The sequence below is a fragment of the Arenimonas donghaensis DSM 18148 = HO3-R19 genome, from assembly GCF_000743535.1.
Classification (GTDB): domain Bacteria; phylum Pseudomonadota; class Gammaproteobacteria; order Xanthomonadales; family Xanthomonadaceae; genus Arenimonas; species Arenimonas donghaensis.
The window spans coordinates 1-20,045 of the sequence record NZ_AVCJ01000014.1 but is presented as its reverse complement, the minus strand read 5'-3'; the positions used below and the strand labels follow the sequence as shown (position 1 = coordinate 20,045).

The window sequence follows — 20,045 nt, the reverse complement described above, 5'->3', positions numbered from 1 at the left end:
AACCCCGAGGATAGCCCAGCTATTCGCGCGGGGCGTTGGGGTCGAGCAGGTTCTCGCCGGCGCTGTCGCGCTGCTCCCGGTCGATCTGGCGGTCGATGTCGGTCCGGGCGCGCGTGTCGACGCTGGTTTCGGCATCGCCAGTCCCGCCGGCGGCTGCCGGAGGCGTCGCCGTCCGGGCGGCCGGCGCGTCCTTGTTGGTCACCTGCAGGCGGTAGGTCGGCTCGGGCATGTCGACGCCGGCGCGTTCCAGTCCCACCTTCACGCGCCGGATCGCCTCGCCCATCACCGTGCCGAAGTCGTGGCTGCGCTGGTCCACCCAGCCGAAGTAGCGGACCTTCACGCTCGAGTCGCCCAGGGCCATGACCTGGGCCCGCGGCGGTGGCTCGGCCAGCAGGCCGTCGATGCCGCGCAGCGTTTCCACGCCCAGGGACTGCGCGCGCACCAGGTCCTCGTTGACGCCGACGCCGACGTCGAACTCGAAGCGCCGGCTCGGGTTGCGCGTGTAGTTGAGCGTGACGCCGCGGAACACCAGGGCGTTGGGCAGCCGCAGGTGGTTGCCGTCGAGCGTCATCAGGACCGTCGCGCGCGAGGTCAGCGCGACGACGACGCCTTCGTTGCCGTCGATCACCACGTGGTCGCGCGGCGAGAACGGCTGGCGCAGGCTCATCAGCAGGCCGGCCAGGTAGTTTTCCAGGATGTCCTTGAACGCAAAACCCAGCGCCACGCCGAGCACGCCGGCGGTGCCGAGCACGGCGCCGACCAGCGCGGTGGCGTCCAGGATCTCGAGCGCGACCAGGGCCCCGGCCAGCAGCACGGCCCAGCGCACCGTCGTGCGCGCCAGGTCCTGCATGAACGGGTTGCCGCGGGCCAGCCGGCCCACCAGCGCCCGCCGCGACAGCCAGCCCCCGAGCAGCCAGGCCAGCAGCACGACCACCACGGCGACGCCCAGCAGCGGCAGGTAGGCGAGCCAGGCGTTCATCTCCTCCACCAGCCGTTCCAGGCTGGGGGCAAGCTGGGCGGTGCCGGTGTCGCTGGCCATGGGGTCTCCTAGCGTGGGGTGGCGTGCAGTTCCCGCAGTTCGGACTTTTCGGTGTCGCTCAAGGCCGACATGCCGACTTCGCGGATGCGCTGGTGCAGTTCGTCGATGCGCTGCTGGCGCACCTGGCGGTCGAGCTGGGCCAGTGCGTCCACGAGCTCGTGGCGCCAGGCCGACTCATCGCCCGGGAAACCCTGCAGCGCGAGTTTCTGCAGCGCAGGTTCTTCCTCGCGTTCGGCGAAGTGTTCCAGGACCGCGCCGGTGGTGATGCCCGGGCGGGCGCGCACCAGGTCCAGCAGCTCCACCAGCAATTCGATGCCCGGCTGGCGCAGCACCGCGAACAGGTAGGGCGGCTCGATGGCCTCGGCAAGCGCGGGCTTCTGCAGCAGCAGCGCGATGGCGGTGCGCACGAGGCTTCGGCGCGGCGCCGCGGCGCCGGCGCGGCCGGCGCGCATGGACGGGGTGGGGCGGCTGGGTTCGGCCGCCGGCGCCCGCTGGCCGACGCCGGTGAGTTCGGTCAGACGCTGGAGCATCAGGTCGCGGAACGCGCCATCGGGGATGCCGGCCATCAGCGGCTTGGCGCGTTCGGCCAGCCGCGCCTTGCCCTCCATGCCGGCCAGGTTCACGTCCTTGGACAGTTCGTTGAAGAAGAACTCCGACAGCGGCGTCGCCTGGTCCAGGCGGGCATCGAAACCGGCGGCGCCTTCCTTGCGGACGATGCTGTCCGGGTCTTCGCCCTCGGGCAGGAACAGGAAAAACGCCTGGCGGCCGTCGCGCATGCGCGGCAGCACCGACTCGAGCGCCTTCCAGGCGGCGCCGCGGCCGGCGCGGTCGCCGTCGAAGCAGAAGTACACGTCGGCCGCGTTGCGGAACAGCAGTTCGGCGTGGTCGGGCGTGGTGGCGGTGCCCAGGGTGGCGACGGCGGTGTTCACGCCGAACTGGAACAGCGCCACGACATCCATGTAGCCCTCGACCACGATCAGCCGCGGGATCTTCGCGTGCGCCTGGCGCACCTGCCACAGGCCGTAAAGTTCGCGGCCCTTGTGGAACAGCGGCGTCTCGGGCGAGTTGAGGTATTTCGGGCCGTCGTCCTTTTCCATGACGCGGCCGCCGAAGGCGATGACCCGGCCGCGGCGGTCGTGGATGGGGAACATCACCCGGTCGCGGAACTTGTCGTAGACGCGGCCGGCGTCGTTGCGCGAGAACAGGCCCACCTTCTCCAGCAGCGCCAGCCGGCGCTCGTCGGTGCCCAGCGCGGACTTCAGGCCTTCCCAGCCCTCGGGCGCATAACCGATGCCGAAACGCGCCTGGTTGTCCGGGTCGACACCGCGACGCTCCAGATAGGCCCGCGCCTTGGTGCTGGCCTGCAGCTGCTGCTGGAAGAATTTCGCCGCCGCGTCCACCGCCGAATACAGGTCGCGCGACTCGCCGGATTCATTGCGCTGGCGGGTGTCGCGCGGCACCTCCATGCCCACGCGCTTGGCCAGTTCCTCGACCGCGTCGAGGAACTCAAGCCGGTCGTAGTTCATCAGGAAGCTGATGGCGGTGCCGTGCGCCCCGCAGCCGAAGCAGTGGTAGAACTGCTTGGTCGGCGACACCGTGAACGAGGGCGAGCGCTCGTCGTGGAAGGGGCAGCGCGCCGAATACTCCCGCCCCTGCCGTTTGAGCGGCACGCGCGACCCCACCACCTCGACGATATCCGTCCGGGCGAGCAGGTCGTCGATGAAGGCGTCGGGAATGCGGGCCATGGCCGCAAGGATGCCACGCTGCAGGCCAAGCCTGTGGGAGGGACTCAAGTCCCTCCCACACGGGGCTCAGCCGGCGAGGGACTTCTTGACCAGCTGGGACACCAGGCCCATGTCGGCCTGGCCGGCCAGGCGCGGCTTGAGCACGGCCATCAGCTTGCCCATGTCGGCCGGGCCGGCGGCGCCGGTTTCGGCCTTGGCGGCGTCCACCGCGGCCTGGACCTCGGCCTCGGACATCTTGGCCGGCAGGTAGGCTTCGATGATGCCCAGTTCGTAGCGCTCGATCTTGGCCAGGTCTTCGCGGCCGGCCGCTTCGTACTGGCTGATCGAATCCTTGCGCTGCTTGACCATCTTCTCCAGCACGGCCAGCACCAGCGGGTCGGTCATTTCGATGCGCTCGTCGACTTCCTTCTGCTTGATCGCGGCGAGGATGAGCCGGACCACGGCCAGGCGGTCTTTCTCGCCCGACTTCATGGCGGCCTTCATGTCTTCGGTCAGCTGGGTCTTGAGGCTCATCGGGACTCTCCGGGGGTCAGGAAGTGAAGGCGCCGGCATGGCGCCAGAAACACAAAAAGCCGGCCACGCTCGCGCGTGCCGGCTTTCTGGCAAGCAACGCGGCTCAGTACAGGCGCTGGCGCTTGGTGACGTCGCGCGAGCTGCGGCGCAGCTGGCGCTTCACCGCGGCGGCGGCCTTGCGCTTGCGCTCCTGGGTCGGCTTCTCGTAGTACTCGCGCTTGCGGGTTTCGGCGAGGACGCCGGCCTTTTCGCAAGTGCGCTTGAAGCGACGCAGCGCAAACTCAAACGGCTCGTTTTCGCGGACTTTGACAGACGGCATGTTCGGTTCCTGGGATCTATGGAAGTCGCACGGCAACGCCGGCGAGCCGCGTATGATACGCGGGTCCCGGGGCGGCAGGCAAGCCAGACCCGGTCCCTTCCTTGAATCCGGGCCCAAAGGCCCCGAAAAACAGGCACATGCGCGTCCTTGGCATCGAAACCAGCTGTGACGAAACCGGCGTGGCGGTGTACGACACCGACCGCGGCCTGTTGGCGCACGCGCTGTTCAGCCAGATCGCCCTGCACGCCGAATATGGCGGCGTGGTGCCCGAGCTGGCCAGCCGCGACCACGTCCGCAAGCTCCTGCCCCTGGTGCGCGAGGTCCTGGCCGAGGCGGGCCTGGCCCCGGCCGATCTCGACGGCGTCGCCTACACGGCCGGCCCGGGCCTGGTCGGCGCCCTGATGGTCGGCGCCGCCGCCGGCCGCGCCCTGGCCTGGGCCCTGGACCTGCCGGCGGTGGGCGTGCACCACATGGAAGGCCACCTGCTGGCGCCGCTGCTCGAAGACCCGGGCCTGGCACCGCCCTTCGTCGCCCTGCTGGTCTCGGGGGGCCACACCCAGCTGGTCGAGGTGGCCGCGGTGGGCGATTACCGCCTGCTCGGCGAAACCCTGGACGACGCCGCCGGCGAAGCCTTCGACAAGACCGCCAAGATGATGGGCCTGCCTTACCCGGGCGGTCCCGAACTGGCCCGGCTGGCCGAATCCGGGCGCCCGGGCGTCTTCACTTTCTCCCGGCCGATGACCGACCGGCCCGGGCTCGATTTCAGTTTCTCCGGGCTCAAGACGCAAGTGTTGCTGGCCTGGCAGGGCTCGGACCAGGCCCCGCAAACCCGCGCCGACATCGCCCGCGGTTTCGAGGACGCGGTGGTCGAGACCCTGGCGATCAAGTGCCAGCGCGCGCTCGACGCCACCGGCGCCCGCACCCTGGTGGTCGCCGGCGGCGTCGGTGCCAACACCCGCCTGCGCGAACGCCTGCAGACGCTTGTGGTGGGAGGGACTTCAGTCCCGAAACGTTCCGGCGCTGGAGTCCCTCCCACAGCCCGCGTGTGTTTCCCGCGCCCGGCGTTTTGCACCGACAACGGCGCCATGATCGCCTTCGCCGGTGCCCTGCGCCTGCAGGCCGGCCAGCACGAAGCCGCCGTCGTCACCGTGACACCACGCTGGGACATGGCAAGCTTGAGCGCTGTGGGAGGGACTTCAGTCCCGACTCGGTCAAATCGGGACTGAAGTCCCTCCCACAGAAACCAATCGGGAGATCACGTGGACAAGGTTTTCATCGAAGCGCTCGAGATCGAATGTGTCATCGGCATCTATGACTGGGAGCGCAAGATCCGCCAGCCGGTGGTGCTGGACATCGAGATGGCGTTCGACAACCGCAAGCCGGCCGCCTCGGACGACATCGCCGACACGCTCGACTACAAGGCGGTCAGCAAGCGCCTGATCCAGTTCGTTTCCGAATCCAACTTCGGCCTGGTCGAGTCGCTGGCCGAGCGCTGCGCCGCCATCATCCTGGAAGAATTCGACGTCGAACACGTGCGCCTGAAGCTGGCCAAGCCCGGCGCCGTGCGCGGTTCGCGCGCGGTGGGCGTCATCATCGAGCGCCAGCGCGAAACGTGAGCACCGCCTGGCTGAGCCTGGGCAGCAACCTGGACCCGGCCGCCAACCTGGCCGGCGCCGCCCGCGCCCTGCGCGAGGCCTTCGGCGACGTGGTGTTCTCGCCGGTGTACCGCACGCCGGCGGTGGGTTTCGACGGCCCGGATTTCCTCAATGCCGCGGCCATCATCCGCACGTCGTTTTCCCCCGTTGAACTCAACGACTGGCTGCATGCGCTCGAACAGGCCTTCGGCCGCGACCGCAGTGGGCCACGCTTCTCCAACCGGCCGCTGGACATCGACATCGTCTTTTTCGACGACCTGGTGCTGGAAGGGCCCGGCAACCTGAAGCTGCCGCGCCCGGAGCTGCAGCACGCCTTCGTGCTCAAACCCCTGGCCGACATCGCCCCGCGGCACACGGTTCCGGGCGACGGACGCACGCTGGCCGAACTCTGGGCGGCGCACCCCGGAGCCTCCAGCCCGCCGCCCGTCGAAGCGCTGGATCTCGCCGCCGCGCCCTGAAGCCCGCGCCGGGCAGGGGTGACTTCCGGCCTTGCGGCATTGCAGCAAGGACGCATAATCGGGGTGTCATTCGGGAGGAGCGCACCATGTTCGACAAGATTTCCCGCAGCTGGCACCTGGTCAAGGCCAGCGCCGGTGTGCTGCGTACCGACAAGGAACTGCTGCTGTTCCCGGTGATCTCGGGCATCGCCACCCTGCTGGTGGCGCTGACCTTCCTGGTGCCGGTGCTGGGCCTGCGCATCTTCGAAGGCGGCGAGATCGGACCGGCGGGCTTCGTGGTCGGCTTCCTGTTTTATGTCTCGCAGTACTTCGTGATTTTCTTCTTCAACACGGCCCTGGTGGGCGCGGCGATGATCCGGCTCGAGGGCGGCGACCCGACCGTGGCCGACGGCCTGCGCATCGCGCGCTCGAAGATCGGCGTGATCCTCGGTTACGCGGCGATCGCCGCGACCGTCGGCATCGTGCTCAAGGCCTTGGGCGAGCGCGCCGGTTTCCTGGGCCGCATCATCCTCAACCTGGTCGGCATGGCCTGGACCTTCGCCACCTTCCTGGTGGTGCCGATCCTGGTCACCCGCGACGTCGGTCCGATCGACGCGGTCAAGGAAAGCGTCACCCTGCTCAAGCGCACCTGGGGCGAGAACGTGGTCGGCAACGTCGGCATCAACTTCGCCTTCGGCATCATCACCACCCTGGTCGTGGTGCTGGCGGTCGCGATGGTGGTGGGCGCGGCGATGCTCGGCGGTCCGGAGCTGGCGATCGTCGTCGCGGTGATCGGCGTCATCGCGGTGGCGCTGGTGGCGGTGTTCCAGGCGGCCCTGTCGGGCGTGTATTCGGCGGCGGTTTATCGCTATGCCGTCGATGGCCAGGCGCCGCAGGGTTTCAGCGGCGGCGAGCTGCAGGCCGCCTTCCGCCCGAAATAGGCCGGATTGCCCTGTGGGTAAGCCGCATTGCCCTGTGGGAGGGACTTCAGTCCCGAAAGCCCCTTCGGGACTGAAGTCCCTCCCACAAAAGCGCAATCAGAGGTTCAAGGACCGGCCGCCGTCGACCCGGATGACCTGGCCGGTGGTGTAGCGCGCGTCCTGGATCAGCCAGCGCACGGCCTCGGCCACGTCGTCGGGCTCGCCGGCGCGCTTGAGCGCGGTGCTGGCGAGCATCGCCTGCTTTTCGTTTTCGGCCTTGCCTTCCTCCGGCCACAGCACCGCGCCGGGCGCCACGGCGTTCACGCGCACCTCGGGCCCCAGCTCGCGCGCCAGCGACTGGGTCAGCATCAGCAGCGCCGCCTTGGCCATGCAGTAGATCGTATGCCCGGCCAGCGGGCGCTCGCCGTAGATGTCGCCCAGGTTGACGATGGCGCCGCCCGCCGCGCGCAGCAGCGGTGCCGCCGCCTGGGCGAGGAAAAACGGCGCGCGGGCATTGGCGGCGAACAGCGCGTCCCAGTCCGCCGGCGTCGCCTGGCCCAGCGGCGTCGGCCAGAAGCTGCTGGCGTTGTTCACCAGCGCATCGAGCCGGCCGAAGTGGTCCTGCACCGCCTGCACCATCGTCGCCGGCGCGGCGTCGTCGGCCAGTTCGGCCTGCAGCACCCGGGTGCTGCCTTTGCGCAGGGCTTCGAGCTCGGCCACCAGCGCCGCCATCTCCGCATCGGAACGGCGGTGGTGCAGGGCCAGGTCGAAGCCGGCGGCGTGCAGGCGGCGGGCGATGACGGCGCCGATGCGCTTGGCGGCGCCGGTCACCAGGACGACGGGACGGTCGGTGGGCATTCAGGGGCTCCGGGGATTTGCCGTTATCCTGCGCGTTGGCCGATGAAGATTCCAACATGAGTGCACGCATGCCGGCGCCGGACGCCGACGCCCAAGCCCACAGCGACCGCCTGCTGGCCCTGGTCAGGGACCAGTTGGCCGCGGCGGGCGGCGCGATTCCCTTCTCCCGCTACATGGAGCTGGCGCTGTATGCGCCCGGCCTGGGTTATTACAGCGCCGGTGCGCTCAAGTTCGGCGCCGCCGGCGACTTCATCACCTCGCCCGAACTCGGCCCGACCTTCGCCGAGTGCGTGGCGGCCTGCGCCGCCCAGGTGTTCGGGCAGCTCGACGGACGCGCCGATTTCCTCGAGATCGGCGGCGGCAGCGGCGCTTTCGCCGAGGCCGCGCTGCGCCGGCTGCAGGAAATCGATGCGCTGCCCGCCCACTACCTGATCCTCGAACCCAGCGCCGACCTGCGCGAGCGCCAGCTCGAGCGCCTGCGCGCAGCCCTGCCCGATGCGGTCTTCAACCGGGTGCGCTGGCTCGACGGGCCGCCTGAAAAACCCTGGCAAGGGTTCCTGTTCGCCAACGAGGTCATCGACGCGCTGCCGACACCGCGTTTTTCCATGCGCGGCGGCGAGGTCTACGAGGAATACGTGGCGCTGGACGCCCAGGGCCGCCTCGCCCGCGTCGACCAGCCCGCCGACGCCCTGCTGCACGCCGCGGTGCGCCACGTCGAACGCGACATCGAGGCGCCATTCGCCGACGGCTACCGTTCGGAGCTGCTGCCGCAGCTGCCGTACTGGATCCAGGCGGTCGGCGGCCTGCTGCGCGACGGCGCCATGCTGTTCATCGACTACGGCTACCCGCGCCGCGAGTACTACCTGCCCGAGCGCAGCGACGGCACCCTGGTCTGCCATCGCCAGCACCACGCCCACGGCGATCCCTTCGACCTGCCGGGGCTGACCGACATCACCGCCTTCGTTGATTTCACCGCGCTGGCCGAGGCCGGCGTCGGCGCCGGCTTCGATCTCGCGGGGTACTGCGCGCAGTCGAGCTTCCTGCTCAACTGCGGCCTGCCCGAGCGGCTGGCGGCGGTCGAGGCGATCGAGGACCCGGTGGCGCGGCTGGCGCGCACCAGCGAGATCAAGCGGCTGACCCTGCCCGGCGAAATGGGCGAACGCTTCCAGGCGATGGCGTTCCAGCGTGGTGTCGAGATCCGGCCGCTGTTCGCGCGGGGCGACCTGGGCCGGCGCCTGTAGGCATGCGGGCTTTCGTGCATCCCCGGCTTTGGCTGGGCCTGTGGCTGGCCGGCTGGGTGCTGTGCATCGTGCTGTCGCTGGTGCCGCCGCCCGACCTGCCCGGGCCCGCCGGCTCGGACAAGATCGGCCACTTCCTGGCCTATTTCACTTTGACGGCCTGGGCGGTATGGCTGTTCCGAACGCGCCGGGCGCACCTGCTGGCGGCGCTGGCGCTGGTGTTCCTGGGCATCGCGATGGAAATCGCCCAGGCCAGCCTGACCACCTTGCGCCTGGGTGACGTGCGCGACGCCGTCGCCAACACGCTGGGTGTCGCGGTGGGACTGTCGCTGACCTTCACGCCGCTGCGCTTCGCGCTCGAGCGGGTGGAAAAGATTCTTTGTGGGAGGGACTTCAGTCCCGAAAAGCTTCGGGACTGAAGTCCCTCCCACAGGGGCGCTCCTACAGAAGTTCGGCCTTGGCGCTGCGGATCGCTTCGATGCGCGCCTTGCGCAGCCAGTCGCCGACCGCCGGGCCCGACAGGCCCTGGGCCACCGCATGGCCCGCCGACACCGCGGCCGCGGCTTCATGCAGCTTGGGCAGCAGGCGCGCGGACGGGTAATCGGCCTCCTCGCGGCCCAGCCGGCCGCGGGAATCGGCTTCGCACACCAGCGCCAGCTGGCGCACCCGCTCGGGCTTGCGGAACGCATCGCAGCGCGACAGCAGTTCGTGCACGGTTTCGGGGCGCAGCTCGGCCAGGCGATGCACGTTCAGGTGTTCGCGGCAGCAGATCTCGGCCACGGCAGCATATTCGGACGGCAGCTTGTAGCGCGCGCAAACCGCCCGCAGCGGTCGCACGCCGGAATGTTCGTGGCCGACGTGGCGCGGCAGCTTGTCGGCCGGGGTCAGCGCCTTGCCCAGGTCGTGGGTGAGGGCGCAAAAGCCCACGAGCGCGTCGCCGGGGGCCAGGCGCGCCGCCATGTCCAGCACCATCTGCACGTGGATGCCGGTATCGACTTCCGGGTGGTATTCGGGCCGCTGCGGCACGCCGTAGAGCGCATCCACCTCCGGCAGCAGCCTGGCCAGCGCGCCGCACTCGCGCAGCAGCGCGATCGCCGCCGACGGCCGCGGCATTTCCAGCGCGCGCTTGAGTTCCTGCCACACTCGCTCGGGCACCAGGTGGTCGACTTCCCCGGCGGCCACCATGTCGCGCATCAGCGCCAGCGTCTCCGGCGCCACCGTGAAGCCCAGCGGCGCGAACCGCGCCAGGAAACGCGCCGCGCGCAGGATGCGCACCGGGTCTTCGGCGAAAGCCGGCGACACATGCCGAAGCACCCGCGCCTGGACATCGGCCACGCCGCCGAAGGGATCGGTCAGGCTGCCGTCTTCGTCCTCGGCGATGGCGTTGATGGTGAAATCGCGCCGCGCCAGGTCCTGGTCGAGCGTGACGTCCGGCGCGGCGTGGAAGACGAAGCCGTGGTAACCGGGCGCGGTCTTGCGCTCGGTGCGCGCCAGCGCGTGTTCTTCCTTGGTCTGCGGATGCAGGAAGACGGGGAAATCCTTGCCCACCGGCAGGTAGCCGGCGCGGATCATTGCTTCGGGCGTGCTGCCCACCACCACCCAGTCGCGGTCGCCGACGGGCTGGCCGAGCAGCCGGTCACGAACGGCGCCACCGACCAGGAAGCGTTGCATCGGCTCAGCGTGCCGCGCGGAAGCGCTGGTAGCGGGCCTGGCGTTCGTCCACGTGGCCCAGGATGGCCGGCAGCTTGTCGGCGACCCGGGTGGCCGGGATGCCCAGGCGGTGCAGGCCGTCGATGCCGCCGACCGAGTCGGTCATCAACGAGCGGAAGTTGTCGGACGAGAACGGCTTGCCCGGCACGAAATCGCAGGCCAGGGCCTGCATCCGGCCCAGGGCGTCGGGCAGCGGCAGCACCAGCCGCCGCAGGCCCAGCTGGCGGGCGGTCATGCGCACGATCTGCGCCAGCGTGAACACGTCCGGCCCGTAGAGTTCGTAGACCTCGCCGCGGCTGCCGCGAAGGTGCAGGCAGCGACGCATCGCCTCGACCACGTCGCCCACGTACACCGGCGCGAACTTCGCCTTGGCGCGGGCCAGCGGGATGACCGGCGCGATGCGCAGCAGGCCGGCGAAGCGGCAGAACAGGCCGTCGCCGTCGCCGAACACCACCGAGGGTTCGAAGAGGGTCCAGTCCAGGCCCGAGGCTTTCACCGCCGCTTCGGCTTCGCCGCGCGATTTCAGGTAATGGCTGCGGCCACGGCCGGCGTTGAGCGAGCTCATCTGCAGCAGGCGGCGCACGCCGGCCAGCTGCATCGCGGCGATGACCAGCTTGGTCAGCTCCACGTGCGCACGGCGGAAGCCCCGGCCGTTGTCACCCTTCTCGTTGAGGATGCCGACCAGGTTGATCACCGCGTCGTTGCCGGTGAAACAGGCGCGCAGCACGTCCGGGTCGTACACGTCCACTTCGCGCAGCGTCACGCCCGGCGGCAGCAGGCGGTCGTGGTGCGGGCCCAGGTTGCGGCTGAGCAGCGTCACGGCGTGGCCGTCGGCAGCGAGGCGGGAGACCAGGTGGCGGCCGATGAAACCGGAACCACCCAGGACGACGATTTTTAGCGGGGTCATGGCGAAGTGTCTGGACCTGGCGAAAGGGGGCAGGTGAACGAGCGGCGGGCGGCAGGTGCGACGGTGCGGCCGAGCATGCGCTCGGACACGGGCACCGCGGTGCCGTCGAGCCGCCAGTCATAGATGACGCTGAAGGCGAGTACGCGGGCGATGTACTCGCGGGTTTCCTTGTAGGTGACGGTTTCGATCCACAGGTCGGGATCGAAGCCGGGACGGTCCCGGTTCCACCGCTGTACCGGCGCCGGACCGGCATTGTAGGCGGCGATGGCCTGGTAGGCGATGCCCGCGTGCTCGTCGAGTTCGTGGCGCAGATGGGCGATGCCCAGGATCATGTTCGTTTCGGGGTTGTAGAGGCTGGCCGCGCCGGTCCAGGCGAGCCCCAGTCGGCGGGCCGTGCGCTCGGCGGTGGAGGGCAGCAGCTGCATCAGGCCCATGGCGTTGGCATGCGAGCGCGCACGCGGCATGAAGGCGCTTTCGGCGCGGGTCTGCGCGGCCACCCAGGCCGGGTCGACGCCGTGCCGGCGGGCTTCGCGGCGCAGCACGTTTTCGTGATGCAGCGGGAACCGCAGCGAGTAGTAACGCAGGTCCTCGGGCGCGTCGCCGATGGTGAACACGGCGCGGTCGTACCAGTTCGCGTCGCGCGCGAATTCGATGGCGACCTTGCGTTCGTCGTCGTCGAGCTCGCGCAGCAGCGCCGCCCATTCGCGGATCGCCGGCAGGCGGCGGTCGATGGTGTGCAGCTCCAGCGCGCGCACCAGCCCGGGATGGTTGGCGACGCGCCGGCGCAGCGCCGCGTCGTCCGACGGTTCCAGCGGGCACAGGGCATAGGCCTGGCCCAGGCGGTCGGCGGCCAGGAAGCCGTGGAAGGTCGCGGTGGCCGCGGCCTTGGCGTACAGGGCGCGGGCGGCCTCCTTCTGGCCCGTGCGTTCGCGCACGCGCGCTTCGAAGTATTGCCAGCGCGGGTCGTTGCGCTGGGCGGCGGGCATGCGCGAGAGCGCGTCCAGGGCGCCGGCATCGTCGCGACGATTCAGCGCTTCGCGCACCCGCCACTCGTGCAGGCGTTCGTCGTAGGCGCTGGCGGGCACCGCCGCCAGGCGTTCGCGGGCGCCGGGCAGGTAGGACGCCACGGTCCACAGCGCGACCTGGTAGAGCACCTTGCCGCGCTGGGTTTCCCCCAGGTCCAGGGCCTTGTCCAGGGTCGCCAGCTGGACTTCGGCGGCATCGGGCGAAGTGCGCGCCAGCCGGGCCAGGCCTTCGGCGGCGACGGCGCGACTGCGCGCATCCTTGGGCCACTGCGCGGCGCGTGCATGCGGGGTTTCGATGAAGTCGGCGTAGTCCTTGGCGCGGGCGGCTTCGGCCGCCGGCAGGTCACGCGCCAGGAAGCGCGCCAGGCCGGTCTGGCCGGCCAGCAGCGCCAACTCGATGCGCTGCCAGCGCAGGTCCTTGTCGATCTGGCCCAGGGCCAGCAGCGAGCTGAACGGGGTGTCGCAGGCGGAGGGCAGCGACTCGGCGGTCAGCCACAGGGCCTTGCCATCGGCGATCCAGGCCGCGTCGGTGGCGCCCGTGGCCAGGCGTGCGGCCAGGTGGGCGCAGCGCAGGTCCAGTGAGTCCGAAGGCTGGTAGTCGGCCAGGAAGTCGCTCCAGCGCTTGTTCGCCGCCAGGTGGTGCAGCCAGGTGGTGCGCAGCCAGTCGCCGGCGGCCAGGCCCTCGTGGCGCGCCAGTGCAGCGCGCACTTCGCGGGTCGGCGTGGTGGCCAGCTTGCGGCGCAGCTGGGTGACTTCGACCCAGGGCAGCAGGGGATGGTCCTCGACCCGCGCCAGGTCGGTTAGGCTCAGTTGCCCTTGATCCGCCAGCCGGAACGCTTCCAGGATGGCCGACCGCTGGTCGGTAAGGTCCGGCGGGCGCACCTGCGCCGTTGCGTTCACGGCGAGCAGGCCCGCCACCAGGAAAGTAAGAATTCGCCTCGACATGCCGCAGAGTCTAGCCCATGCCCCTTGAGTCCCCCGAGTCGCCCACCGACCCGTCCCGGCGCCTGTCCCCATGATGTCCGCCTGTGCCGTTTACCTCGCCCTCGGGGCGCTGGCGGGCCTGCTGGCGGGCCTGTTGGGTATCGGCGGTGGCCTGGTGCTGGTGGCGGCCCTGGTCTGGCTGCTGCCCGGCCAGGGCGTGCCGGCCGAGCACGCGGTGCACGCGGCCCTGGCCACGGCCCTGGCCAGCATCGTGCTGACCGGCCTGTCCTCGGCGCGCGCCCATCACCGGCGCGGCAGCGTGCTGTGGCCGACCGTGGCCTGGCTGGTGCCGGGCCTGCTGCTGGGGGGGTGGCTCGGCAGCGGCCTGGCGGTCCGGCTGGACGGGGATTGGCTGCGATGGCTCATCGCCGGCTACTGCGGCCTGGCGGCCGCGCAAATGGCCCTGGACTGGCCACGGGCCCGGGGCGAGCGCGCCGATGCGCCGCGTGGCCCCGGGTATTCGCTGGCTGGCGGCGGCATCGGCGCGATGTCGGCGCTGGTGGGCATCGGCGGCGGTTCGATGACCGTGCCGCTGCTGGTCTGGCGGGGCGTCCGGCCCGTGCGGGCGGTGGGCACGTCCAGCGCCTGTGGTGTCGCCATCGCCCTGGCCGCGGCCGCGGGCTACGGCCTGCAGTCGGCGCCCGCGGGCCTGCCGCCGGGCAGTTGGGGCTTCGTTTTCCTGCCGGCGGCCGCCGGCATCGCGCTGGCCTCGGTGCTGGCGGCTCCCCTGGGCACGCGCCTGGCCCACCGGCTCAGCGGGCCGGCCCTTCGCCGGGTGTTCGCCGCCTTCCTGGCCCTGGTCGGCATCAGTGTTTTTTTCGCTCCCTGAATAGAACTGCCGAAAACGTCCATAGGCGCTAACCGGGTAAGGAAAAGTGATTCTTGTCACGTTTTGACGCTTTCTTTACAAGAGGGGTGGGCCGCGCATTGGGGGCAAGGCGCGGGTGAATCCAACCTTGGGGAATCTTCATGAAGACCATCCGTAACTCCCGCCTGAGCCTGGCGGTCCGCGGCGCGTTGCTGTTCGCGCTGATGCCCGCCGTGGCCCTTGCACAGGACGACAGCGCTGAAGACGACGTCAAGACGCTCGACCGCATCGAGGTCACCGGCACGCGCATCAAGACCTCGGAAGCCGAGGGCCTGGTGCCCGTGCAGCGAATCACCCGCGAAGACATCGACCGCACCGGCCTGACGTCGATCGCCGACATCGTCCAGTCGCTCACCGGTTCGGGCTCGGCGCTCAACACCAAGTTCAACTCCAGCGGCAACTTCGGCTTCCCGCCGGACGGCAGCGGCGTCGGCGCGGGTTCCGCGCAGGCCGACCTGCGCCACCTGGGATCCAAGCGCGTGCTGGTGCTGGTGGACGGCGTGCGCTGGGTCAACGAGGCCTCGGCGTCCGGCGTCGGCGCCGCGACCGACCTCAACACCATCCCGCTGGCCATCGTCGACCGCATCGAAGTGCTCGAAGACGGCGCGTCCTCGCTGTACGGCTCGGATGCCATCGCCGGCGTGATCAACATCATCACCCGCAAGAATTTCGACGGCCTTTCGATCAACGCCCAGGTCGGCCAGTACGGCGAAGGCGACGGCACCACCAAGTCACTGGACCTGGCCTGGGGCTGGAACACCGACCGCGCCAACGTTTTCCTGGGCCTGAGCTACACCGACCAGGACGTCATCTATTCGCGCGACCGTGCCCAGTCGAGCTTCCCGGTGCCCGGCACCGGCGTCGCCTTCGGCAGCTCGGGCACCCCGACCGGCCGCTTCATCTTCGTCGACCCCAATACCGGCGAAGTGTTCGACATCACCCCGAACAACGGCGCCAGCGACCCGACCTTCGATCCGTCGCAGACCGGCTGTACCCGCACCGACGACTACCACTGCTTCGGTACCGCGGACCGCTTCAACTTCTCGCAGTACAACCTCCTGCTGACCCCGTCCGAGCGCATGGGCGCCTTCGGCCAGGTGCGCTTCAACTTCACCGACGCGGTCAGCGGTTACGCCAAGGTGCTGCTCAACCGCCGCGAATCGACCAACCAGGCGGCGCCCGAGCCGTGGTTCCTGGGCCCCGAGGCCGGCACCGGCAATCCGCAGGCCGACGGCATCTTCATTTCGGCGCTCAATCCGTTCAACCCGTTCGGATTCGACCTCGATGGCCGTTTCACCACGCCCGAGGCCGACCGCAACCTCATCCTGATCGGTCGCCGCCCGATCGAAGGTGGCGCGCGCGTGTTCGAACAGGACGTCGACACCTGGTACGTGGGTGCCGGCCTGGAAGGCGTGATCGACGCCAACCGCACGCTGTACTGGGACGTCAACATCGCCTTCAGCGAGAACGAAGCCGAGCAGACCAACTACGGCAGCTACAACATCCGCAACATGGCCCTGGCCCTGGGCGATCCGGCGGCCTGCGCGGCCGTGGCCGGCTGCACGCCGCTCAACATCTTCGGCGGCCCGGGTACCATCACCCCGGCAATGCTGGCCTGGATCCAGCCGGTCGTGCGCGACCGCAGCCAGAACGACCTGGCGCTGTTCACGGCCAACCTCTCCGGCAGCTTGTTCGACCTGCCGGCCGGTTCGGTGGACTTCGCCGCCGGCCTCGAACACCGTCGCCTGGAAGGCTGGTACCAGCCCGACCCGCTGACCGTCGCCGGCGATTACAACGGCGTGCCGTCCTTGCCCACCTCCGGTGACTACGACGTCAGCGAGGTGTTCTTCGAGGTCAACTTCCCGCTGTTCGAGAACACCGACATCGGCCAGAAGCTCGACTTCACCGTCGCCGGCCGCTACTCGGATTATTCGACCGGCATTTCGCAGTTCACGCCCAAGTACGGCCTGCGCTTCCAGCTGGTCGAGGAACTGGTGCTGCGCGCCAGCTACGGCGAAGGCTTCCGGGCGCCGTCGATCGGCGAGCTGTTCGGTTCCGCCAGCCGCTTCGACGCCCAGCTCGACGACCCCTGCACGACGCCGCTGCTCGACCCGTCCCTGGCCGGCAACTGCGCGGCGCTGGGCGTTCCCAACAACTACCAGCAGCCGAACCCGCAGATCTCGGTGACCACCGGCGGCAACGACCAGCTTGATCCGGAGTCCTCGGACAGCTTCGCGGCCGGCTTCATCTGGAGCCCGTCCTTCCTGGAGGATTCGGAGTTCGCCGAGCGCGTGGACTTCGAAGTCACCTACTACCGCCACGAAATCGAAGGCGCGATCCAGGCCATCGACGCGCAGACCCAGCTCGACCTGTGCGTGCAGACGCTGTCCCCGCTGTACTGCAGCGGCATCTCCCGCGCTTCCACCGGCGGCATCAACGGTTTCAACAACCGCCTGACCAACCTGGGCACCATCGAAACCGACGGCTGGGACATCGACCTGTTCTGGGTGTTCCCGGTGACGGACATCGGCCAGTTCTCCGCCGCGTGGCGCAATACGCTGGTGGGTGACTACCAGGCCGTGGGCGCAGCGGGCCAGGTGCAGCCGCAGGGCCCGGGCATCGAAGTGACCGACAGCGCGATCCCGGAGTGGACCTCGAACTTCTCGCTGAGCTGGGCCCTGGCCGGCTGGAATGCGGCCTGGACCGTGCGCCACATCAGCGAACTGCGCGAGAACTGCGGCCGGGCGGTTTCGTTCCCGGTCTGCTCGAACCCGGCGACCAGCACGAACGTGCTGGCGGCGACCACGTACAACGACCTGCAGCTGGGCTACCGCTTCGGCAATGGCGAGGGCCTGGGCCTGACCTTCGGCGTCAACAACGTGTTCGACGAAGATCCGCCGATCTGCCTGTCGTGCTCGCTCAACGGCTACGACGCGTCCACCTACGACATCCCGGGTGGCCGCTTCTTCTACGTGCGCGCCGACATCACCTTCTGATCCACCGATCCACGCAACACCCAAGGGCCGGCGCCAACGCGCCGGCCCTTTTTTTTTGCCCGCCACCCCCTGTAGGAGCGCCTTCAGGCGCGAAGCTTCCCACCCCGACCAGCTCACGGCCGGACGCTGCAGGCATCCTGCCTTCCGCTTCGTCGAGGACATAGCGTGCACGACGACGCTCCCACTTCATCACGGGCCGCAAGTTGCAGGCCCGACGCTCTGCGTCGAACAGCTTTGGCTTCGCCAATCGTCGGCCGCAGCATTGCTTTCCTGCCGATTTCCGGCCGGCTTTCCTGGCGGCCACTGCGTATTGTTGAGGAGGTAGCGTGCAGTCGCCCTGGCCGACCTTCGGAGACAAGGACGTCGACGAAGAGCCTACATGGAGGTGCTTGCGGTCGCGGCCAGGGCGACTGCACGCTGCCTCCACCCGCGAAGGCACCACGACCCCAAGCCTTGCTTGCCCGAAGGGCAAGTCCAAGATTGCTTTCGAAGGGGTAGCTACTACACTAAGGTCCGCTCCCGGGACCCGGACCCCGACCATGATTCTCACGCTTCCCGAAGTGATCAGCCCCGACGAACTCGCGCACATCAAGCGCCTCGTCTCCGGCGTCGAATTCACCGAAGGCAAGGCCACCGCCGGCGCGCTGCTGCAGAAAGCCAAGAACAACCAGCAGATCCCCTGGAACCACCCGGTCATGAAGGAAGTGACCGGCCTGGTCATGCAGGCCCTGGGGCGCTGCGATGCCTTCATGAGCGTCGCCCAGCCCCGGCGCCTCGCCGCCATGCTCGTCAGCCGCTACCGCCCGGGCATGGCCTACGGCATGCATGTCGATGCGCCGATCATGGCCGAGCCCAACCACGTCCGCAGCGACGTATCGTTCACGCTCTTCCTCAACGAGCCCGACACCTACCAGGGCGGCGAGCTCGCGTTCGACACCGGCAGCGGCGAAACCGCCTTCAAGCTGCCCGCCCGTTCGGCCATCTGTTATTCCACCGGCCAACTGCACCGCGTGCGGCCGGTCGAAGAGGGCGAGCGCCTGGCGGTCGTCGGCTGGGTCCAGAGCCTGGTGCGCGAACCCGCCGTGCGCGAATTGCTGCACGACCTGTCCGAAGCGCGGGAGATGCTGGTCGGCCAGGAAGGCGCGTCGCGCGCGCTCGAGCTGATCAACAAGTCCTACTTCAACCTGCTACGTCGCCACGCCGAACCCTAGGCGATCACCGGCGTCCGGCGTGCCCGGACCGGGGCATCACTTCGGGCGCAGTTCGACGCCCACGGCCAGGTGGTCGGAGCCGGCGGCGGGCACGGCCTTGTAGTCGAGCACGTCGAAGCCGCCCACCAGCACGTGGTCGAGGCAGCGTTGCGGCCCCCAGCTGGGGAAGGTGCAGACCCGTTCGGCCGGCGGCTCCAGCGAAGTTGTCCGGTACAGCGCCCGCATTTCCGGCGCATCGAAATCGCAGTTGAAGTCGCCCATCAGCACCAGGCGCGGGGCTTCCGACAGCAACTCGGCCAGGAAGCCCAGCTGCAGCTGCCGGGACTTCACGCCCAGCGACAAATGGGTGATCGCCAGCTGCCAGGCCTTCTTGCCCTTGCCGAAGTTGGCCACCAGCACGCCGCGGCCGGCGATGCGGCCGGGCAGGGCGTAGTCGAGCAGCTCGGTGGGCTCCACCCGGCTCAGCAGGGCGTTGCCGCTGCCGGCGATGCGCGAGATGCGGCGGTTGGGCTGGTGGCTCCAGAACGGAAAGTGGGCCCGTTCGGCCAGGTAGTCGGCCTGGTTGGTGAAGCCCGAGCGCAGGCTGCCGGGGTCGGATTCCTGCAGGCCCACCAGGTCGTAGTTGCTGGCCAGCTCGGCCAGGGCATCGAGGTTGATGCGCTTGCCGTTGGGCAGCACGTGCGACCAGCTGCGGGTGACGTAGTCGCGGTAGGCGCGCGTGCTCGATCCGGCCTGGATGTTGGCGCTGAGCAGGCGCAGGCGGTCGTTTTCGGCTTCTTTGGGAACGGCAGACATGATTGCCATGGTGTCCCTCCGCGCGCGCAGCGGCAAGGCGAAAAAGGAAAAGGGCCGCAAGCGCGACCCTTTTCGTTCAGCTTTCGCTGGGCTGCCGTTTAGGGCGTGCTGCCGGCGCGTTCGTGCGCGACCAGCCAATCCACGGTGTCGAGCAGGCCCTGCATGCCGCGGTCGCCGGTGGCCATCGCGCGGTACTTGCCGTTGACGATGATCATCGGGGTCGCGTCCACGCCGCCGCGCAGCGCGAACTGCTTGGCGCGGTTGAGCTTGGCGGTCACCGCGAAGCTCTGCATGGTCGACAGGAAGGCGTCGCGGTCGGCGCCGCGGGCACCGTACCAGTCGGCGATTTCTTCCGGCGAGGCGGTGGTGAAGGAGCGCTCGATCAGGGTCGCCTTGAACAGGTCGTCGTGGGTCGTGTCCACCAGGTTCATCGCCTCGGCCGCGTAGTAGGCGCGGGCGAAGTTGTCGCTGACGCCGCCGAAGACGCCCGGCACGTACTCGAAGCGCACGTCCGCCGGCAGCTTGGCCTTCCAGGTGTTGAGCAGCGGCTGCAGGTTGGCGCAGTGGATGCACATGTACGAGAACACCTCGGCCACCTCGATGCCGCCCTTGCCGATGGTCGGCTGCGGCTCGGCCAGCGGTTCGTAGTCCGTGCCCAGGCGCGGGGCCTTGGCCGGATCCACGACCGGCGGCGCCGGGCGCGGGGCTTCGGCAGCGGCGGTTTCGGTCGTGGCGGCCTCTTCGGCAGCGGCCGGCGTTTCGCCGGTGGCCTCGGCGGCGTCCGCGTCGGCAGCCGCCGGCGCTTCGTCGGCCGGGGCCTCGGCG

At 69.6% G+C, this 20,045-nt stretch carries 19 protein-coding genes; 9 read left to right on the top strand and 10 right to left on the bottom strand.

Annotation, left to right across the window (positions count from 1 at the left end; genetic code table 11):
* Nucleotides 1-19: 19 nt before the first annotated feature.
* The 4 genes from N788_RS08220 to rpsU all read right to left on the bottom strand — a co-directional run bounded on the left by N788_RS08220 (nt 20) and on the right by rpsU (nt 3,616).
* On the bottom strand, nt 20-1,039 hold the full coding sequence (locus tag N788_RS08220) for a mechanosensitive ion channel family protein (protein ID WP_051924494.1): 1,020 nt from the start codon (nt 1,037-1,039) through the stop codon (nt 20-22).
* A gap of 8 nt (nt 1,040-1,047) precedes the next feature.
* On the bottom strand, nt 1,048-2,784 hold the full coding sequence (dnaG, locus tag N788_RS08215) for a DNA primase (protein WP_034223613.1): 1,737 nt from the start codon (nt 2,782-2,784) through the stop codon (nt 1,048-1,050).
* A 66-nt stretch (nt 2,785-2,850) separates the two neighbouring features.
* The gene (locus tag N788_RS08210) at nt 2,851-3,297 is read right to left on the bottom strand and encodes a GatB/YqeY domain-containing protein (protein WP_034223610.1); all 447 of its coding nucleotides are present in this window, start codon (nt 3,295-3,297) and stop codon (nt 2,851-2,853) included.
* A gap of 103 nt (nt 3,298-3,400) precedes the next feature.
* Nucleotides 3,401-3,616, bottom strand: a complete 216-nt coding sequence (gene rpsU / locus N788_RS08205) for a 30S ribosomal protein S21 (RefSeq protein ID WP_034223607.1) — start codon at nt 3,614-3,616, stop codon at nt 3,401-3,403.
* Between the two features lie 137 nt (nt 3,617-3,753).
* Here rpsU and tsaD point away from each other — a divergent pair, with 137 nt between their 5' ends.
* From tsaD to N788_RS08185, 4 genes are all read left to right on the top strand, one after another.
* Nucleotides 3,754-4,842, top strand: a complete 1,089-nt coding sequence (tsaD, locus tag N788_RS08200) for a tRNA (adenosine(37)-N6)-threonylcarbamoyltransferase complex transferase subunit TsaD (protein ID WP_051924493.1) — start codon at nt 3,754-3,756, stop codon at nt 4,840-4,842.
* Between the two features lie 33 nt (nt 4,843-4,875).
* Nucleotides 4,876-5,232, top strand: a complete 357-nt coding sequence (gene folB / locus N788_RS08195) for a dihydroneopterin aldolase (RefSeq protein ID WP_034223604.1) — start codon at nt 4,876-4,878, stop codon at nt 5,230-5,232.
* Complete coding sequence (gene folK / locus N788_RS08190; RefSeq protein ID WP_051924492.1) at nt 5,229-5,729, top strand: 2-amino-4-hydroxy-6-hydroxymethyldihydropteridine diphosphokinase; 501 nt, start codon at nt 5,229-5,231, stop codon at nt 5,727-5,729. The genes folB and folK overlap by 4 nt, the downstream gene beginning before the upstream one ends.
* An 86-nt stretch (nt 5,730-5,815) precedes the next feature.
* Nucleotides 5,816-6,649, top strand: coding sequence for a DUF6159 family protein (locus N788_RS08185; RefSeq protein WP_034223602.1), 834 nt, complete (start codon nt 5,816-5,818; stop codon nt 6,647-6,649).
* A gap of 96 nt (nt 6,650-6,745) precedes the next feature.
* Here N788_RS08185 and N788_RS08180 read toward each other — a convergent pair whose 3' ends face one another.
* Nucleotides 6,746-7,486 carry a pteridine reductase gene (locus tag N788_RS08180; RefSeq protein ID WP_034223599.1) on the bottom strand — a complete coding sequence of 247 codons (741 nt, stop codon included), beginning with the start codon at nt 7,484-7,486 and terminating at the stop codon, nt 6,746-6,748.
* Nucleotides 7,487-7,542: 56 nt separating this feature from the next.
* Here N788_RS08180 and N788_RS08175 point away from each other — a divergent pair, with 56 nt between their 5' ends.
* Together N788_RS08175 and N788_RS08170 are read left to right on the top strand one after the other, a co-directional pair.
* Entirely contained in the window at nt 7,543-8,727 is a 1,185-nt protein-coding gene (locus N788_RS08175; protein WP_034223658.1) for a class I SAM-dependent methyltransferase, read from the top strand.
* A gap of 2 nt (nt 8,728-8,729) precedes the next feature.
* Nucleotides 8,730-9,143: a VanZ family protein gene (locus tag N788_RS08170; RefSeq protein ID WP_034223596.1), complete on the top strand. Its 414-nt coding sequence runs from the start codon at nt 8,730-8,732 to the stop codon at nt 9,141-9,143.
* 22 nt (nt 9,144-9,165) lie between these two features.
* Here N788_RS08170 and N788_RS08165 read toward each other — a convergent pair whose 3' ends face one another.
* From N788_RS08165 to N788_RS08155, 3 genes are read right to left on the bottom strand one after another with little or no spacing between them, the layout of a single operon-like run.
* The gene (locus N788_RS08165) at nt 9,166-10,395 is read right to left on the bottom strand and encodes a multifunctional CCA addition/repair protein (protein ID WP_034223594.1); all 1,230 of its coding nucleotides are present in this window, start codon (nt 10,393-10,395) and stop codon (nt 9,166-9,168) included.
* A gap of 4 nt (nt 10,396-10,399) precedes the next feature.
* Entirely contained in the window at nt 10,400-11,341 is a 942-nt protein-coding gene (locus tag N788_RS08160; RefSeq protein WP_034223591.1) for a complex I NDUFA9 subunit family protein, read from the bottom strand.
* Nucleotides 11,338-13,311 carry a transglycosylase SLT domain-containing protein gene (locus tag N788_RS08155; protein WP_034223589.1) on the bottom strand — a complete coding sequence of 658 codons (1,974 nt, stop codon included), beginning with the start codon at nt 13,309-13,311 and terminating at the stop codon, nt 11,338-11,340. The genes N788_RS08160 and N788_RS08155 overlap by 4 nt, the downstream gene beginning before the upstream one ends.
* A gap of 70 nt (nt 13,312-13,381) precedes the next feature.
* Between N788_RS08155 and N788_RS08150 the strand changes: the two genes are divergently transcribed.
* From N788_RS08150 to N788_RS08140, 3 genes are all read left to right on the top strand, one after another.
* Nucleotides 13,382-14,179, top strand: coding sequence for a sulfite exporter TauE/SafE family protein (locus N788_RS08150; RefSeq protein WP_084695968.1), 798 nt, complete (start codon nt 13,382-13,384; stop codon nt 14,177-14,179).
* A 140-nt stretch (nt 14,180-14,319) separates the two neighbouring features.
* Entirely contained in the window at nt 14,320-17,214 is a 2,895-nt protein-coding gene (locus N788_RS08145) for a TonB-dependent receptor plug domain-containing protein (RefSeq protein WP_034223585.1), read from the top strand.
* A gap of 539 nt (nt 17,215-17,753) precedes the next feature.
* A complete protein-coding gene (locus tag N788_RS08140; RefSeq protein WP_034223582.1) occupies nt 17,754-18,425 on the top strand; it encodes a Fe2+-dependent dioxygenase in 672 nt (223 codons plus the stop codon).
* 36 nt (nt 18,426-18,461) lie between these two features.
* Here N788_RS08140 and N788_RS08135 read toward each other — a convergent pair whose 3' ends face one another.
* Together N788_RS08135 and N788_RS08130 are read right to left on the bottom strand one after the other, a co-directional pair.
* Complete coding sequence (locus N788_RS08135; protein WP_034223652.1) at nt 18,462-19,178, bottom strand: endonuclease/exonuclease/phosphatase family protein; 717 nt, start codon at nt 19,176-19,178, stop codon at nt 18,462-18,464.
* A gap of 140 nt (nt 19,179-19,318) precedes the next feature.
* Nucleotides 19,319-20,045, bottom strand: a 727-nt coding sequence (locus N788_RS08130; protein WP_034223579.1) for a thiol:disulfide interchange protein DsbA/DsbL, incomplete at its 5' end; no start/stop codon positions are given.